Genomic DNA, 15,678 nt, shown 5'->3' on the forward strand with positions numbered 1-15,678 from the left:
AAAGCCCCAAAGGGGGCGTCCGTGCAGCGCACCGCGATAAAAAACAGTTAAAACGAGGAAAATGCAAGATGGATGAGCAGATGATAAAAGTCATAGCTGTCGTGGGCCCCACCGCCTCGGGCAAGACCGGCCTGGCTGTCGAGATCGCCAAGGCGCTGGACGGCGAGGTGGTCAGCGCCGATTCGATGCAGATCTATAAGGGGATGGACATCGCCACCGCCAAGCCCACCGCCGAGGAGATGCAGGGCGTACCCCACCACCTCATCAGCTTTTTAGAGCCCTGCTGCGCCTATTCGGTGGCCGACTATGTGCGCGACGCACAGGCGGTCATCGCCGATATCCACCGCCGGGGCAGGCTGCCTATCGTGGCCGGCGGCACCGGCCTGTACGTAGATGCGCTCATCAAGAATATGGATTTTGACGCTGTTCTGGGCGACGACTCGCTCAAAAAGCAGCTGCAGGAGGAACTCTCGCGGATGGGACCGGCCCACATGCATCAGCGGCTGATGGCCCTCGACCCCGATCTGGCGGTCAAATTGCACCCCAACAATACCGGCCGGGTGCTGCGGGCGCTGGAGTGCTGTATCCTGTCGGGCAAAAGCATGACCGAGCTGCAGCGGCAGGCGGTGTCGCGCCGGCCGCTCTACGACTGCCGCTATATCGGCATCGCCTACCGCGACCGCCAGCTGTTGTACGACCGCATCGACCGCCGGGTAGACCAGATGGCCCAGACCGGCCTGGTGGGGGAGGCGCTCGACTTTTACAGCAAGCAGAGCGAGTACCGCACCGCCGCGCAGGCCATCGGCTACAAAGAGCTGCGCGACTACTTCGACGGGGAGGACACGCTGCAGCAGTGTCTGGAGAACCTGAAAAGGCGCACCCGCAACTACGCCAAGCGGCAGCTCACCTGGTTTCGCCGCAATCCCGATATCTGCTGGATCACCGCCGACGAAAAAACACCGCCGCAGATCGCCGCGGAGGCCATAGCCCTCTGCCGTGAGCATCTGGCTGGCCCCATCAGCCCCACAGGGAGGAAAGCACATGTCTAAAGCACTCAAGATTATCGGCACCGTGGCGCTGGTGGGGCTGGCCGTGCTGTACCTGGGGGTACAGGCGGTCTCCATCTTCGCCACCGGCTACAAGACCGAGGTGGCCGTCAGCTACGTCATGGCCGATTCGGTCACCGCCCAGTCGGTCATCATCCGGCAGGAGTCGGTGCTCACTCCGCAAAATCAGGGCTACTACGGCTATGCGGTCACCGACGGCTCCAAAGTATCCGGCGGCCAGCTGCTGGCCTCGGTGTACGGCAGCGCCGAAGATTCGGCGGTGGTCACCCGCACCGAACAGGTGCGCAGCGAGCTGGCAACCATGACCCAGTTTCAAAATACCGAGACCAGTTTCGGCGACCCCGAGAGCCTCAGCAACCAGATCCTGAATACCGCCGCCAGCGCCCAGGGGGCGTTCCACCAAAACACCTTTACCGGTGCCGCCACCTATAAAAACCAGCTCATCACCCAGATCAGCCGCCGTCAGGCTGCCACCGGCAAAGTAGTCGACCTCTCGGGGCAGATCGCCGCCCTGCAGGCCGAGCTCGATGCGCTGCAGGCCCAGGCGCCCAGCCAGGTAGCCTACGAATACGCCCAGAGCTCCGGCTACTTTTCCAGCGTCGTCGACGGGTTCGAGGGAAAGCTCACCCCCGAAACGGTGCAGCAGCTCACCGCCGACGAGGTGAAGAAGATCATAAACGGCGAAGAGACCCCCGATGAACACGGCAATTTTGGCCGTCTGGTGGCCGATTTCGACTGGTATCTGGCCTGTGTGCTGCCCAGCGACAACACCTGGGTGAGCGAGGGAAAAACGCTGTATATGGACTTTTTGGGCGTCACCAGCGAGTCTATTCCCGGCCAGGTCCTACGGGTGGTGCCCAGCGGCGACGAGATGCTGGTCATCATCAGCTGCGATATGATCACCAAAGACTTGGTCAACCTGCGCATCCAAAACGTGCAGATCAGTCAAAAATTGCAAAAAGGCATCCGGGTGCCCGAAGAGGCGCTGCGGGTACAGGACAACAAAAAAGGCGTATACGTAAAAAAGGGCGGCAAAGCGGTGTTCCGCGAGATCAACATCCTGCTGCAGGAGAACGGCTACCTGCTGGTGGAAGAGGTGGTCTCCGACCCCAATGCCTTAAAGGTATACGACGAGGTCATCATCAAAGGGAAGGATATCTACGATGGAAAACTACTCAGTTGACCGCTATAGGCAGCTCTGTGCGCAGGTGGCCCAGGCAGCTTCGGCCGCCGGCCGCGGTCCCGGCGCGGTGCGGCTGATGGGGGTCACCAAAACGGTGCCGGCCGAAAAGGTCAACGCCTATATCGACGCCGGGCTCGACCTGATCGGCGAAAACCGGGTACAGGAATTTTTAGACAAGTACCCCACCTACCACAAGCAGGGGCTCGAGATCCATTTTATCGGCCAGCTGCAGCGCAACAAGGTCAAGTACATCGTCGACAAGGTCCACATGATCGAGAGCGTCGACAGTCTGGAGCTGGCGCGCGAGATCTCCAAGCGCTGCGCGGCTATCGGCAAAAAAATGGATGTCCTGATAGAGGTGAACATCGGCGGCGAGGCCAGCAAAGGCGGTATATTGCCGGGGAAATTAACGGAATTTTTAACAGAAATATCCAGTTTTTCGGGCCTGCGGGTGGCCGGCTTGATGGCAATTCCCCCGATTTCAGAGGATATCGCCGTGCAAAAGCACTATTTTGATGAAATGTACAAACTCTTTGTTGACATAAAAGATAAAAAAATAGATAATGTCTTTATGGAAACTCTGTCAATGGGCATGTCGGGCGACTTTCAGGCCGCTATCGCCTGTGGCAGTACGCAGGTCCGGCTGGGGCGCACCCTCTTTGGCGCCCGAGATTAACATAAGATTTTAGGAGGAAAACACTATGGGACTGGTAGATAAATTCAAAGATTTTATGGGCATGGAGTCCGAGGACGACTACGACGAGAGCTATGACGACAGCTACGATGAGAACGTCGAGATGGTCTCGGGCAGCAGTGCCAAAGATCGCTCCGACGACACGGTGATCGGCTACGACGAGGTGGCCTCCAAGCGCAGCAACAAGGTCGTCAACATCAACGCTACCGCCCAGCTGCAGGTGGTACTGGTCAAACCCGAAAAGTTCGACGACGCCTCGGCCGTGGCCGATCACCTCAACGCCAAGCGCACCGTGGTGCTCAATCTGGAGTCCACCAATAAAGATATCGCCCGCCGCTTAGTCGATTTTCTCAGCGGTGTGGCCTACGCCAACAACGGCCAGATCCAGCGAGTGGCTAACTCCACCTTCATCATCACCCCCTATAACGTGGCGCTGGTGGGCGAGCTGATCGACGAACTGGAGTCCAGCGGCGTATTCTTCTAGGCTGTCATGGCACAAGATAGTCAGCAGCTCTTTTTGCGCTCGGTGCAGGATATGCTGCGGCTGTGTACCGGTCGCAGCGCGCTCAAGACCACCCAGTTTTTAGACGAACACCAGCGCGCGCTGGCCGAGGAGATGCTCCGCGCCCAAAAAGACGGCGACTACCGTTTTTTTGGCGGCTACAGCGGTGCGGTGCGCACGGTGCTGTGCATCAGCGGCACTGGGGTGCCCATCGACGACGGCGACTTTCCCATCGTGCCGGTGCTCTACACCTACCGCGAAAAAGACGTGCTCACCCACCGCGATTTTTTGGGCAGTCTCATGGCGCAGCAGATCGCCCGCTCACTGGTGGGCGATATCTGTGTGGGTGCGGGCAAGACCTGTGTGCTGGTGCACCAAAATGCGGCCCAGATCGCGCTCTCGCTCCAAAAGGTGGGCCGGGTCGGTGTGCGCGCCCAGCAGGGGAGCGACCCCGACCTGTTCACCCAAAAGACCGAGACCTTTACTGCCGTGATCACCGCCCCGCGGCTCGACTGTGTGCTGGCTGGGGCGCTGGGCGGCAGCCGCAGCGGTCTAAAGCCCATCATCCTGTCCGGCCAGGTGGCGCTCAACCACCGCGAGGTGCTCTCGCCCAGCGCCCAGGTGGCGCCGGGTGATGTGTTGTCGGTGCGCCACCGCGGCAAGTACATATTTTGCGGGGTAGAGGGCAGCACCAAAAAAGGACGCCTGTTGGCGGTCTATAAACGCTATATCTGAATTGCCGCTCACCGGCGGCGCTTGTGTGCGAGATACAGGAGGATATTTTCATGCTGACACTGGACCAGATCAAAAATGCGACCTTCGAGCGTGCGGGCCTCAAGGGCTATAAAGCCGACTCGGTGGACGACTTTATCGACAACGTCATCGAGACGGTAGAGAAACTGCAGTCCGAAAAAGAAGACGCCGAGGCCAAATTAGAGATCTTGGCCGAAAAGCTGGAGGACTACCGCAAGGATGAAGACAGCCTGCGCGCCGCGCTGCTGGGGGCTCAAAAGCTGGGCAACTCGGTGGTCAGCGAGGCCCGGCAAAAAGCCGAGATCATCCTGCGCGACGCCACCATCAAAAGCGACAGCATGCTGGCCAAAGCCGAGGATAAGATCGGCTTTTACAAAGAGGAGCTGGTGCGCATGAAGGCCGAGGTCAGCGCCTTTAAAAATGCCATGCTCTCCCTGTACCGCGACCATATCGAGCTCATCAGCCAGATCCCGGCCGAAGAGCCGGCCGAGAGCGAAGAACCCGCTCCCCAGCCCGAGGCAGCCGAGGCCGAGGCCCCAGCCGCCGAGAGCGAAGAGCCCGCCGTCGATAACAAGATCGATCCCGGCCTCTTCGAGAGCAACTTCGATTTTGGCACCCACACCGAGGAGGGCGCACAGGCCTAGCGGTGTTTCACAGTGGAAAAAACAGCTAACGGTCGGTTAGCTGTTTTCTTTGTAATGGCCCCATTATGGGGCCTGTTTATCGGGAGGGACTATGTCGCTTTTGACCATCGTGCTCAGCGCCGCGGCGCTGATCGCCGCAGACCAACTCATCAAGCTGGCCGTTCTGGCCTTTTTGCAGCCGGTGGGCAGCGTGCCGCTCATCCCCGGTATCTTCTCGCTCACCTATGTCGAGAACCGGGGGGCGGCTTTCGGTATCTTTCAGGGCAACGTGCTGTTTTTAGTCGTCCTCACCAGCGCCATCATCGTCATCGGCGGCTGGGTGCTCTACAAAAACGTCTTTCAAGATCGGGTCATCAACCGCTGTCTGCTGGTGGTCATGGCCGGCGGCATCGGCAACCTCATCGACCGGGTATGCCGGGGCTTCGTGGTAGATTATCTGCACTTTTTGCCCTTTGACTTTCCGGTCTTTAACCTGGCCGATTGTCTGGTTTGCTGCGGGGTGGCCTGCATGCTCATCTACGTGCTGTTTATCGACCGCACCTTCACCAAAAAGGAGCAGTCCTCGTGAGTGGCACCACACATGTCTTTACTGTCTCTGCGCCCGCCCGGCTCGATGTGTTTTTGGCCGCCCAGCCGCCGGTCTCCTCCCGCGCCCAGGCCCAGCGGCTCATCGGCGCTGGCTGTGTGTCTGTCCAGGGCGCCTGCCAGCAAAATAAAAAGTACCGCCTGCAGCCCGGGCAGCAGGTCGCGCTCGCGCTGCCCGATCGACCGCCCGAGCCCGAGCTCCTCCCGGCCGATATCCCACTGCACATCCTCTACGAAGATGACTGTCTGGCGGTAGTCGACAAGCCGCGGGGCATGGTCGTGCACCCGGGTGCCGGCGGCGAGCGCGACACGCTGGCCGCCGCCCTGCTCAGCCGCTATGGGCGCGGGGGGCTGTCGTCGGTAAACGGGCCGCTGCGCCCGGGTATCCTGCACCGCATCGACAAAGATACCAGCGGCCTTTTACTGGTGGCCAAGACCGACTGCGCCCACCGCCAGCTGGCGCAGCAGATAGAGGCCCACACCTTCGACCGCGAGTACCGGGCCATCTGCCACGGCGGCTTTCAAAGCGATGCCTTCACACTCGAGGGGCAGATCGCCCGCAGCCCCAAAGACCGCAAAAAAATGGCGGTAGTCGGGGAGGGGGGGCGCTATGCCCGCACCGATGTGCAGGTGCTCGAGCATCTGGGCCCCTACAGCTATTTAAAGCTCAAGCTCTACACCGGCCGCACCCATCAGATACGGGTGCAGCTGGCCCACACCGGCCACCCGGTGGCCGGCGATGTGGTCTACGGCCCCAAAAAGCCGGCACTGGGTCTGCAGGGTCAGTGTCTGCACGCCGCTTTCATCGGCTTTATCCACCCCGGCAGCGGCGCGTATATGGCGTTCGAGAGCCCGCTGCCGCCCTACTTTACCCGGGCGCTGGCACTCTGCCGGGCCGGCCGCTGAGCCCGTCGGCATACCACCACCATTTGTACAGGAGGACCTCTTTATGGAGCGCAACTTACAGGACTTTATCGTCGTGTCCGATATGGACGGCACCCTGCTCAAAGCCGGTATCGGCGTACCGGAGGAGAACCGTCGGGCAGTGGCCGATTTTGCCGCCGCCGGCGGCCGTTTCACCATCGCCACCGGGCGGCACCACCCCTCGGCGCTGCGCTACCTCTCCCAGGTAGATATCTCGGCCCCGGCCATCCTCAACAACGGCGCGCTCATCTACGACTACGCCGCCGACCGACCGCTGCGCGAGCGCTTTTTGCCCCAGCCGGCGGCCCGCCAGGTGTTGGCGGCGGCCATCGCCGCTTTTGGCGGTATCGGGGCCGAGATCATGTGTGAAAAAAAGATTTACGTGGTCAAAAACAATGCGATTACCCATAGACATACAAGCGTAGATAGATTAAAATATATAGTAACGGATGTAGAGAATATCCCCCAGAACTGGTATAAGATTCTGTTTTGTCTGCCGCCGGCCCAGGTGCAGCCGCTCTGCGATCACCTGCAGGCCCAAAACATCCCCGGCGTGTACTATGTGCGTACCGGCGAGGACTACCTCGAGGTGATGGCCGAAGGGGTGGATAAAGGAGAGGCACTGCACGACCTGGCCGGTCTGCTGGGCCTGGGTCAAGACGGCACCATCGCCATCGGGGACTACTACAACGACCTGCAGATGCTGCGGGCCGCGCATTTTTCCGTCGCCATGCAAGAGGCCCCCGACGACATTAAGGTCGAGGCCGACATGGTGACCGGCCCCTGTCTCGAGGGGGGCGTAGCCCAGTTTTTGAGCTATCTGCAGCGCAACTACACCCAGCTGTAAATCAGGTCGATTCGCCGCCCTGCGGCGTTTTTGCACAAAATATTAGGAGGTAAAGTTATGGACCAGGCAACAAAAAAGCAACTTGCCGCTACCGCATGTAAAGTGCGTATGGGTGCCATCGAGGCGGTTTACAACGCAAAATCGGGTCATCCGGGTGGCTCTCTTTCTATCGCGGATACAATGACATATCTCTATTTTAAAGAGATGAACATCGATCCCCAGAACCCCAAGATGGAGGATCGCGACCGCTTAGTGCTCTCCAAGGGCCACACCGCTCCGGCTCTGTACTCTGCACTGGCCAACCGCGGCTACTTCCCCCTCGAGGAGCTCAAAAAGCTCAGAAAGCCCCACGCGATGCTGCAGGGCCACCCCGACATGAAGGGCACCCCCGGTGTGGACATGTCCTCCGGCTCGCTGGGTCAGGGGCTGTCGGTTGCCTGCGGTATGGCTCTGTCGGCTAAAATGTCGGGCAAAGACTACCGTGTATACGCCATCTGCGGCGACGGTGAGATCCAGGAGGGCCAGATCTGGGAGGCCGCCATGTTTGCCGGTGCCAAGGGGCTGACCAACTTAACGGTCGTGGTCGACAACAACAACCTGCAGATCGACGGCACCGTCGAGGAAGTCTGCTCGCCTTACCCCATCGGCGCCAAATTTGCCGCCTTTAACTGGCATGTCATCGAGATCGACGGCCACGACTTCGACCAGATCGAGGCCGCCTTTGCCGAGGCCAGAGCCGTCACCGACAAGCCCGTCGCCATCGTTCAGAAGAGCGTCAAGGGCAAAGGCGTCTCCTATATGGAGAACAATGTCTCCTGGCACGGTGCCGCCCCCAACGACGAGCAGTACGAGATCGCGATGAAAGAGCTGGGCGCTGTCCTGGCAGAACTGGAGGTGCAGTAACATGGCAGATGTAGTGAAAAAGGCTACGCGCGAGAGCTATGGCGAGGCCCTGAGAGACCTGGCCGAGAAGTACCCCGAGGTCGTTGTATTAGACGCAGATTTGGCTGCCGCCACCAAGACCGGCACCTTTAAAAAAGCTTATCCCGACCGCTTTATCGACTGCGGCATCGCCGAGGCCAACATGATCGGCATCGCCGCCGGTCTGGCCACCACCGGCAAGGTCCCGTTTGCCAGTACCTTTGCTATGTTTGCAGCCGGCCGCGCTTACGAGCAGGTCCGCAACGCCGTGGGCTACCCCCACCTCAACGTGAAGATCGGCGCCACCCATGCCGGTATCACCGTGGGCGAAGACGGTGCCACTCACCAGTGCAACGAGGATATCGCCCTCATGCGCACCATCCCCGGTATGGTGGTCATCAACCCCGCCGACGATATCGAGGCCAAAGCCGCTGTCGAGGCCGCTATCAACTACTACGGTCCGGTCTACCTGCGTTTTGGCCGTCTGGCCGCCCCGGTCATCAACACCGGTGCCGACTATAAATTCGAGATCGGCAAAGGCATCCAGCTGGCCGACGGCAGCGATGTGACCATCGTCGCCACCGGTCTCATGGTATCCGAGGCTCTCGAGGCTGCCGAGCTGTTAAAAGCCGACGGCATCAGCGCCCGGGTCATCAACATCCACACCATCAAGCCCATCGACCGCGACATCATCGTCAAGGCCGCCAAAGAGACCGGCGCCATCGTCACCGCCGAGGAGCACAGCGTCATCGGCGGACTGGGCTCGGCCGTGTCCGAGGTCGTCACCGAGGAGTGCCCGGTACCGGTCGTCAAGCTGGGTATCTACGACAAATTCGGCATGTCCGGCCCCGCCGCCGAGCTGCTGGATATCTTTGGCCTGCGCGCTGCCAACATCGTCGACAAGGTCAAAGAGGCTATTGCCAAAAAGTAATTTTACTTCCTTCAAAAAAGGGCAGGTTCCCCGTCGGGGAGCCCGCCCTTTTTATTTGACGGGGCCGGTGCTTTTGTGCTACTGTAAAAGGTGTTATAGTTCCGGTAATGGCCGGTGATCTCGGCAGCAAAAGGAGCAAGTGATATTGAACAGCAAAAAAGTGATCCCCTCCGGCAGCTTTCAGCCCGGCAAATTGCCCGCCGAAGGGGCAGATGACGAGATGGAGATGCTGGCCTACTATGCCGCTCAGGGCTGGCACCTGCGCGGCTTTGGCGACCGCGGCTTCGTGCTCGAGCAGGGCCAGCCGCTAAACTGTGTGTACTGCTACGATGTGGCGCGCCCCCGCGCCGCCGACATGAGCGACTACGTCTCCGGCTTTGCCCGCTCTGGCTGGGCGTACGTGGCCTCCTGCGGCGAGGGCTGCCACTTTTTCAGGGCCGCTGCCGGTACGCCGCCCCGCCCAAACGAGTCCCAGCCCCAGCCGGCGGTCGGGGCGGTCATCGATCGCGCCGCCTACAAAAAGTCGGGCCTGCGCACATTGGTGCTGGCCGTGCTGGCGCTGCTGTTGTCCTTTGTGTTCCAGTACTTTCGGTGGACGGCCCTGCGCTTTGGCGCGCTGGCGCTGGGCATTTTGCTCCTGTTTATGGGCGGCACATACTTTATCACCCTCTACGCCGCTAAAAAAGGGGACCGCCAGCCGCCAAAATAGGTACGCGGCGCCCATGCAGGCCATACTTATAAAGAGAGCGGCCACAGCACCTGCGGCGGGGACCTGCCCGGCATAACAGGTGCCGATCGGCCGAAAAATGCTCGAATTTACAATTCGTTTACATTTTGAGGGGAGGAATTTTCGGTGGCAAGACCGGTAAAAATGATGTATTTAGAGAGTTGTCCCTACTGCCAGCAGGCCTTTTCTATGGTGGAGCAGCTGGTGGCCCAGCACCCGGAGTACGGCCAGGTCGAGATCGAGACGGTAGAGGAGAGCCGCGAGCCCGAAAAGACAAAAGGCCTCAACTACTGGTATGTACCCACCTATTTTGTGGGGAATGAAAAGGTGCTCGAAGGCGTCCCCACACTGGAAAAGGTGGAGCAGGTGTTCATCCGCGCGCTGCAGTCCTAAATACCTGGCAGCAACCGTAAATAAGTCAAAAAGAGGGGAGAGACGGCTTTTGGAGATCGTCCGGGTAACAGAAAAAAACTATGCCCAGTTCAGCGATATGCTGTTCGAGCGCGCCAACGGCCGCCCCCGCACCGAGGAGGAGCGCCGCACCGCAGACCGCCAGGACCGGCGCACCCAGTTGGCTCAGCTGCAGTATCCCGGCTGCTGGGTATACGCCGCCTGTGAGGACCAGCGGATGATCGGCTGGTGCACGCTGCTCTTTTTGCCCAAGCTGGGGCGCTATCAGGGCCGGGGCAGCCTGTTTGTCGACGAGCTGTGGGTGCGCCCCAACAACCGCCGCCAAGGCGTAGCCAGCGCACTGCTCAAAAAAGCCGAGCAGCGGGCAAAAAAACAGGGCTGCTGTGACCTGCGCTTGCTGGTAGCCGGTTACAACAGCCCGGCGCAGGCTCTGTACCAAAAGTGCGGTTACCGCGATCAGGCTGCCGCCCGCTACCTGCAAAAAAGCTGTGCGCCCAGTCCTTTTGGTACCCCCGGCGACAGCTCGCCGCCCGCTCAGCTTTAGCGGGTCGGCACAGTGGGGCTCTGGCGCCATGATAGGCCGCCCTGGTCATAACTACACAAACTACACGAGCGCAAAAAAGCGCTGCCACCCCCCATTTTACGGGGGAGCGGCAGCGCTTTTTTCTTCTTATCCCTCCAGCACCTTTATGTAGTAGGTGCGGTGGCGCGGGCCGTCGAATTCGCAAAAATAGATATCCTGCCAAACACCTAAAATGGGCTTACCGCCGGTAATGATGACCGAGAGCGAAGCCGATACCAGGCTCGACTTCATGTGTGCGTCGGAGTTCTCCTCGGCGTGGCGGTACTGGGGCAGGTTGGGGAAGGTGTGGTCCAGCCCGTACTCCAGGTCGTGCAGCACGTCCGGGTCGGCATTTTCGTTGATGGTGATGCCGGCCGTGGTGTGCGGGGTAAAGATCACCGCCACCCCCTCCTGTACACCGCTCTCGCCAATGGCCCGGCGCACCGTGGCGGTGATGTCGTGAAAGCTGTGCCGCCCGGTGGGCAGCTGGTACTTTTGCAAAAACATCTGTGTTCCTCCTCTGCTTATAGCGCTGTCTATTTGCCCCCAACTGTGCTACACTGGTACTAGCCGATCATAATGAGGGGGGACAGGCGTGAAATTACCCGGAGAGACCAGGCAGATCCGCCTGTTTTTGTCGCTCGTACTCATTATAGCCGGGGCACTGCTCATCTGGCAAGGGGCGCGTCTCAAGTCGGTGCCCCCCAGCACCCAGCTGCAAGATGGCCGCGGGCGCCTCAACATCAATGTGGCCACGCGCGAACAGCTCCTGGAAGTAGATATCTTTTACCCCCAACTGGTCGACTCGGCGCTCTCCCTGCGTCAAAAGCGCGGCTATTTCAGAAAAGAAGATGACCTCTTGCAGATCTATGGTGTCGACACCGAAAGCCTCCCCGTCGTGTTACAGTATATTTTTTACTAAAAACCATTCGTTTTACACAACAAATAGCAGCGCGTACAGCAAAAACTGTGTGAGATTTTCCAATATCCGGCGATAGATCAAAAAAATCTGTTGACAAACGAAATCACTGCGCTATAATAAACACAACGACAGTGACGGAGAGGGGTCGCTCCCAAGCCTCCTTACAGAGAGCCGGTGGTTGGTGAAAACCGGCAGGTGGTAAAGCGATCAGTCGCTCCCGAGTTGGAGGGCAGAACACTGCTTTGGCGGCCAGTAAGTCACTCCCGAATGGACCGCGTTAGGGGTCCGGGGTTTGTTGGAACCCTGCTAAGTGGCACGCTATACGTGCAATTTGGGTGGTACCGCGGGTAGTAATTGTATTTACGGCTCGTCCCTTTTGAGGGACGGGTCTTTTTTTGTTGCTAAGTTCGATTGGGAGGTCGCAAGTATGGACAGCAAGATCGCAGAGATCGCAATGCGCATCCGGGTGATGCGCGAGATTTTGGGGATCACCATCGAGGAGATGGCCCAAAAGACCGGCAAAACAGCCGTTGAATATGCCCGGCTGGAGGATGGGGAGGAGGACTTCGCCGTCACCTTCCTCAACAAATGCGCCGACATCTTTGGGGTAGATGTCATCGAGCTGCTCACCGGCGAGCGCCCCAAACTCAACATCTACACCATCGTCCGGCGCGATAAAGGGCTGCCTATCGAGCGCCGCAGCGGTTTTGAGTACCTGCACAAGGCACACCTGTTCCGCTCCAAGCTCTCAGAGCCGCTCTACGTCACCGCCCCCTACGAGGAGGGGACCGAAGACGGCCCCATCTCCATGTCGACCCACAAGGGCCAGGAGTTCGATTTCGTGCTCAAGGGCTCGCTCAAAGTCGAGGTGGACGGCCACACCACTATTCTCAATGAGGGGGACAGCATCTACTACGACTCCAGTTACCCCCATGGGATGATCGCCGTCGGCGGACAGGATTGCACCTTCCTGGCCATCGTCATCCACGGCGGCAGCGGAGAAAAATAGGAGACCAGATAATCCATAGTTCCACACACCAGTATCAGTAGAGAGTAGAGAGAGGAAGAGTATAATGAACGATATCAGAAACAGAGCACGCGAACTGCAAGATTATGTGGTGACTTTTCGCCGCGACATCCACCAGCACCCCGAGGCCAGCCTGCAGGAGTTTCGCACCACCGACCGCATCTGTGAGGAGCTCGACAAGCTGGGTATCTCCTACCGCCGTACCGAGCCCACCGGTGTTATCGCCGAGATACAGGGGGGTAAAGGCCCCGGCAAATGTGTCGCCCTGCGGGGAGATATCGACGCGCTGTCGCTGACCGAGCACACCGATCTGCCCTTTAAGAGCATAAACGACGGCTTTATGCACGCCTGTGGCCACGACACCCACGGCGCCATGCTGCTGGGGGCGGCCCGGCTGCTCAGCGAGATCCGCGACCAGTATAGCGGCACCGTCCGCCTTTTGTTCCAGCCCGCCGAAGAGGTCTGCGAAGGGGCTAAGCTGATGATCGAGCAGGGAGCCATGCAGGATGTCGACTACGCCTACGGCATCCACATCATCGCCCAGCAGCCGGTGGGTAAGATCATGGGTCGCGCCGGCGCCACCCACGCCGCCACCGACCAGTATAAGATCACCATCAAAGGAAAGGTGTGCCACGGTGCCGCCCCTCACACCGGCATCGACGCCACCGTGGCCGCCGGTTCGCTCATCATGAACCTGCAGACCATGGTCAGCCGCGAGTTTTCTCCCATGGAGCCGCTGGTCGTGACCATCGGCCAAATGCACTCGGGCAGCCGTTTCAACATCGTATCGGGCGAGGCGGTACTGGAGGGCACCATCCGCAGCTTTAACCGCGACATCCATCAGCAGCTGCCCGGCGTCGTCGAGCGCATCGCCAAAATGACCGCGGCTGCCTTCCGCTGTGAGGCCGAGGTACAGTACGACATGATCACCGATGTGCTCATCTGCGACCAGGAGGCCACCGACCTGGGCCTGGCCGCCGCCCGCAAGATCACCGATGCCGATATGGTAGCCGATTTTGAGCCCCAGATGGGCGGTGAGGACTTCTCCGAGTACACCTCCTACACCAAAGCCGGGTTCTTTAGTCTGGGCGGCGGCGGAGAGTGGCCCCAGCACAGCGACCGCTTCACCATCGATGAGAGCGCCTTCGAGACCGGCGTTGCCTTGTACGCCCAGCTGGCACTAGACGCGCTGGCTCAGTAGGGCACAAAACAAGCACCCCAATAAAGCGCAAAGCGAGGTTTGTACGATGAAAAAAGCCTTTGATATCCATACTTTTTACCGGGAATTCTGCACCGAGCAGTTTGGCGAAGACGGTGCGCTCACCAATTTTTCGGTCCACTGCCCCCAAAACTTCAATTTTGGCTATGATATCGTCGACCGCATCGCCGCGGCCGAGCCCCGCCGCCGCGCTCTGGTCTGGACCGACGACCGTGGCGGTGCCTCCCGCTTCACCTTTGCCGATATCTCCAAGCGCTCCAATCAGGTGGCCAACATGCTCTTAGAGCTGGGCATCAAAAAAGGCGACCCGGTGCTGGTCATCTTGAAGCGCCATTACGAGTACTGGTTCACCATCGTGGCGCTGCACAAGATTGGGGCCATCGCCGTGCCGGCCACCCACATGCTCACTACGCCCGACCTGGTGTACCGCATCAAGGCCTGTCAGGCAGTGGCGGCTATCTGTACAGCCGACGGCGACACCGCCGCCGATATCGATGCCGCTCAAAAACAGTGCCCCAGCTTAAAACACAAGATCATCGCCCGCGGCGCCAGAGAGGGGTGGGTGCCGTTTCACGCCCGCCTGCACGAGATGCCCCGCACACTGGAGCGCATCCCCACCGCCGCCGGCGACCCCATGCTCATCTTCTTTACCTCCGGCACCACCGGAATGCCCAAAATGGTCCTGCACGATTTTCGCTACCCGCTGGGCCATATCGTGACCGCTAAGTACTGGCACAAAGTCGACCCTGACGGGCTGCACCTCACCGTGGCCGACACTGGTTGGGCCAAGGCCAGTTGGGGCAAGATCTACGGACAGTGGATTATGGGAGCCGGTATCTTCGTCTACGACTACAACAAGTTTAAGCCCAAAGACCTGCTGGCGCTGATCGAGAAGTACCGCATCACCACCTTTTGCGCCCCGCCGACTATTTTCCGCTTTTTTATCAAAGAGGGGATGCAGGACTTCGATCTCTCCTCACTGCAGCACGCCACCACCGCCGGCGAGGCGCTGAACCCCGAGGTATTCAGCCGCTTTAAAGAGTACACCGGACTCGATCTCACCGAGGGCTTTGGCCAGAGCGAGTCGACCCTGCTCATCGGCAACATCCAGAACATGCCGCTCAGGCTGGGTTCGATGGGTCGGCCCTCGCCCCAGTACAGCATCCAGCTGATGGATGAGGACGGCAATATCGTCGACCCCGGTGAGGAGGGGGAGATCGTCATTGACACCCGCGACGGGGTGCCGGCCGGACTGTTCTGCGGCTACTATCAAGACGATAAGCGCACCGAGGAGATCTGGCACGACGGCTACTACCACACCCGCGATATCGCCTGGCAGGATGAGGACGGATATCTGTGGTATGTGGGCCGCACCGACGATGTCATCAAGGCCTCGGGCTATCGCATCGGCCCGTTCGAGATCGAGAGCGTCCTCATGGAGCACCCGGCCGTGCTCGAGTGTGCCGTCACCGGTGCCCCCGATCCCATCCGCGGGCAGGTGGTAAAGGCCACCATCATGCTCACCCAGGGGTATCAGCCCTCCGATGAGCTCATCGCCGAGCTGCAGGATTTTGTCAAGCACCAGACCGCCCCCTATAAATATCCCCGTATCATCGAGTTCGTCGACGCGCTGCCCAAAACGATCAGCGGCAAGATCAAGCGCGATGTGCTGCGGGGCAAACACCTGTGAGGTAAATACCTAAAAAGAGCAGTGGCGCTTTGAGCCGCTGCTCTTTTTTCTTGCTGCCGCAGTGCGATG

General features: G+C 59.7%; 19 protein-coding genes. 18 read left to right on the forward strand and 1 reads right to left on the reverse strand.

From position 1 onward, the window contains the following. The first annotated feature begins 68 nt into the window (after positions 1-68). The 14 genes from miaA (at position 69) to C6Y32_RS03630 (ending at position 10,733) form a co-directional block, all read left to right on the forward strand. Positions 69-1,049: a tRNA (adenosine(37)-N6)-dimethylallyltransferase MiaA gene (miaA, locus tag C6Y32_RS03565; protein WP_105203795.1), complete on the forward strand. Its 981-nt coding sequence runs from the start codon at positions 69-71 to the stop codon at positions 1,047-1,049. Further along, positions 1,042-2,250 carry a biotin/lipoyl attachment domain-containing protein gene (locus C6Y32_RS03570; RefSeq protein ID WP_105203796.1) on the forward strand — a complete coding sequence of 403 codons (1,209 nt, stop codon included), beginning with the start codon at positions 1,042-1,044 and terminating at the stop codon, positions 2,248-2,250. The genes miaA and C6Y32_RS03570 overlap by 8 nt, the downstream gene beginning before the upstream one ends. Then, the gene (locus tag C6Y32_RS03575; protein ID WP_105203797.1) at positions 2,231-2,926 is read left to right on the forward strand and encodes a YggS family pyridoxal phosphate-dependent enzyme; all 696 of its coding nucleotides are present in this window, start codon (positions 2,231-2,233) and stop codon (positions 2,924-2,926) included. The genes C6Y32_RS03570 and C6Y32_RS03575 overlap by 20 nt, the downstream gene beginning before the upstream one ends. Before the next feature lie 25 nt (positions 2,927-2,951). Then, on the forward strand, positions 2,952-3,428 hold the full coding sequence (locus tag C6Y32_RS03580; protein WP_105203798.1) for a cell division protein SepF: 477 nt from the start codon (positions 2,952-2,954) through the stop codon (positions 3,426-3,428). 6 nt (positions 3,429-3,434) lie between these two features. Then, complete coding sequence (locus C6Y32_RS03585; RefSeq protein WP_105203799.1) at positions 3,435-4,181, forward strand: YlmH/Sll1252 family protein; 747 nt, start codon at positions 3,435-3,437, stop codon at positions 4,179-4,181. Between the two features lie 50 nt (positions 4,182-4,231). Further along, positions 4,232-4,843 carry a DivIVA domain-containing protein gene (locus C6Y32_RS03590; protein WP_105203800.1) on the forward strand — a complete coding sequence of 204 codons (612 nt, stop codon included), beginning with the start codon at positions 4,232-4,234 and terminating at the stop codon, positions 4,841-4,843. 91 nt (positions 4,844-4,934) lie between these two features. Continuing rightward, positions 4,935-5,411, forward strand: coding sequence for a signal peptidase II (gene lspA, locus C6Y32_RS03595; RefSeq protein ID WP_105203801.1), 477 nt, complete (start codon positions 4,935-4,937; stop codon positions 5,409-5,411). Beyond that, positions 5,408-6,334, forward strand: coding sequence for an RluA family pseudouridine synthase (locus C6Y32_RS03600; protein WP_105203802.1), 927 nt, complete (start codon positions 5,408-5,410; stop codon positions 6,332-6,334). Before lspA ends, C6Y32_RS03600 begins: the two co-directional genes overlap by 4 nt. A gap of 43 nt (positions 6,335-6,377) precedes the next feature. Then, a complete protein-coding gene (locus tag C6Y32_RS03605; RefSeq protein WP_105203803.1) occupies positions 6,378-7,199 on the forward strand; it encodes a Cof-type HAD-IIB family hydrolase in 822 nt (273 codons plus the stop codon). Positions 7,200-7,256: 57 nt separating this feature from the next. Next, on the forward strand, positions 7,257-8,102 hold the full coding sequence (locus C6Y32_RS03610; RefSeq protein ID WP_105203804.1) for a transketolase: 846 nt from the start codon (positions 7,257-7,259) through the stop codon (positions 8,100-8,102). A 1-nt stretch (position 8,103) separates the two neighbouring features. Then, positions 8,104-9,051 carry a transketolase family protein gene (locus C6Y32_RS03615; RefSeq protein ID WP_105203805.1) on the forward strand — a complete coding sequence of 316 codons (948 nt, stop codon included), beginning with the start codon at positions 8,104-8,106 and terminating at the stop codon, positions 9,049-9,051. 145 nt (positions 9,052-9,196) lie between these two features. Next, positions 9,197-9,760, forward strand: coding sequence for a DUF2812 domain-containing protein (locus C6Y32_RS03620; protein WP_105203806.1), 564 nt, complete (start codon positions 9,197-9,199; stop codon positions 9,758-9,760). Between the two features lie 144 nt (positions 9,761-9,904). After that, complete coding sequence (locus tag C6Y32_RS03625) at positions 9,905-10,171, forward strand: thioredoxin family protein (protein WP_243562499.1); 267 nt, start codon at positions 9,905-9,907, stop codon at positions 10,169-10,171. Positions 10,172-10,220: 49 nt separating this feature from the next. After that, positions 10,221-10,733, forward strand: a complete 513-nt coding sequence (locus C6Y32_RS03630; protein WP_164998123.1) for a GNAT family N-acetyltransferase — start codon at positions 10,221-10,223, stop codon at positions 10,731-10,733. A 126-nt stretch (positions 10,734-10,859) separates the two neighbouring features. Here the strand turns inward: C6Y32_RS03630 and C6Y32_RS03635 are convergent, their stop codons facing one another. Further along, positions 10,860-11,258 carry a secondary thiamine-phosphate synthase enzyme YjbQ gene (locus C6Y32_RS03635; protein WP_105203808.1) on the reverse strand — a complete coding sequence of 133 codons (399 nt, stop codon included), beginning with the start codon at positions 11,256-11,258 and terminating at the stop codon, positions 10,860-10,862. A gap of 88 nt (positions 11,259-11,346) precedes the next feature. Between C6Y32_RS03635 and C6Y32_RS03640 the strand changes: the two genes are divergently transcribed. From C6Y32_RS03640 to C6Y32_RS03655, 4 genes are all read left to right on the forward strand, one after another. Next, the gene (locus C6Y32_RS03640; protein ID WP_105203809.1) at positions 11,347-11,673 is read left to right on the forward strand and encodes a ComEA family DNA-binding protein; all 327 of its coding nucleotides are present in this window, start codon (positions 11,347-11,349) and stop codon (positions 11,671-11,673) included. 427 nt (positions 11,674-12,100) lie between these two features. Beyond that, complete coding sequence (locus tag C6Y32_RS03645; protein ID WP_105203810.1) at positions 12,101-12,682, forward strand: helix-turn-helix domain-containing protein; 582 nt, start codon at positions 12,101-12,103, stop codon at positions 12,680-12,682. 64 nt (positions 12,683-12,746) lie between these two features. Next, positions 12,747-13,901 (forward strand): M20 metallopeptidase family protein, encoded by a 1,155-nt coding sequence (locus C6Y32_RS03650; protein WP_105203811.1) that lies wholly within the window; start codon positions 12,747-12,749, stop codon positions 13,899-13,901. A 46-nt stretch (positions 13,902-13,947) separates the two neighbouring features. Continuing rightward, entirely contained in the window at positions 13,948-15,609 is a 1,662-nt protein-coding gene (locus C6Y32_RS03655; protein ID WP_105203812.1) for an AMP-binding protein, read from the forward strand. Positions 15,610-15,678 lie beyond the last annotated feature (69 nt).

The organism is Neobittarella massiliensis (ex Bilen et al. 2018) (genome assembly GCF_900289145.1).
Taxonomy (GTDB): Bacteria; Bacillota; Clostridia; order Oscillospirales; family Ruminococcaceae; genus Neobittarella; species Neobittarella massiliensis.

Coding starts and splice junctions, on each gene's coding strand:
- C6Y32_RS03655 (WP_105203812.1), top strand. CDS start 13,948: ATGAAAAAAGCCTTTGATATCCATACTTTTTACCGGGAATTCTGCACC.
- C6Y32_RS03650 (WP_105203811.1), top strand. CDS start 12,747: ATGAACGATATCAGAAACAGAGCACGCGAACTGCAAGATTATGTGGTG.
- C6Y32_RS03645 (WP_105203810.1), top strand. CDS start 12,101: ATGGACAGCAAGATCGCAGAGATCGCAATGCGCATCCGGGTGATGCGC.
- C6Y32_RS03590 (WP_105203800.1), top strand. CDS start 4,232: ATGCTGACACTGGACCAGATCAAAAATGCGACCTTCGAGCGTGCGGGC.
- C6Y32_RS03605 (WP_105203803.1), top strand. CDS start 6,378: ATGGAGCGCAACTTACAGGACTTTATCGTCGTGTCCGATATGGACGGC.
- C6Y32_RS03575 (WP_105203797.1), top strand. CDS start 2,231: ATGGAAAACTACTCAGTTGACCGCTATAGGCAGCTCTGTGCGCAGGTG.
- C6Y32_RS03615 (WP_105203805.1), top strand. CDS start 8,104: ATGGCAGATGTAGTGAAAAAGGCTACGCGCGAGAGCTATGGCGAGGCC.
- lspA (WP_105203801.1), top strand. CDS start 4,935: ATGTCGCTTTTGACCATCGTGCTCAGCGCCGCGGCGCTGATCGCCGCA.
- miaA (WP_105203795.1), top strand. CDS start 69: ATGGATGAGCAGATGATAAAAGTCATAGCTGTCGTGGGCCCCACCGCC.
- C6Y32_RS03580 (WP_105203798.1), top strand. CDS start 2,952: ATGGGACTGGTAGATAAATTCAAAGATTTTATGGGCATGGAGTCCGAG.
- C6Y32_RS03610 (WP_105203804.1), top strand. CDS start 7,257: ATGGACCAGGCAACAAAAAAGCAACTTGCCGCTACCGCATGTAAAGTG.
- C6Y32_RS03585 (WP_105203799.1), top strand. CDS start 3,435: ATGGCACAAGATAGTCAGCAGCTCTTTTTGCGCTCGGTGCAGGATATG.
- C6Y32_RS03570 (WP_105203796.1), top strand. CDS start 1,042: ATGTCTAAAGCACTCAAGATTATCGGCACCGTGGCGCTGGTGGGGCTG.
- C6Y32_RS03635 (WP_105203808.1), bottom strand. CDS start 11,258: ATGTTTTTGCAAAAGTACCAGCTGCCCACCGGGCGGCACAGCTTTCAC.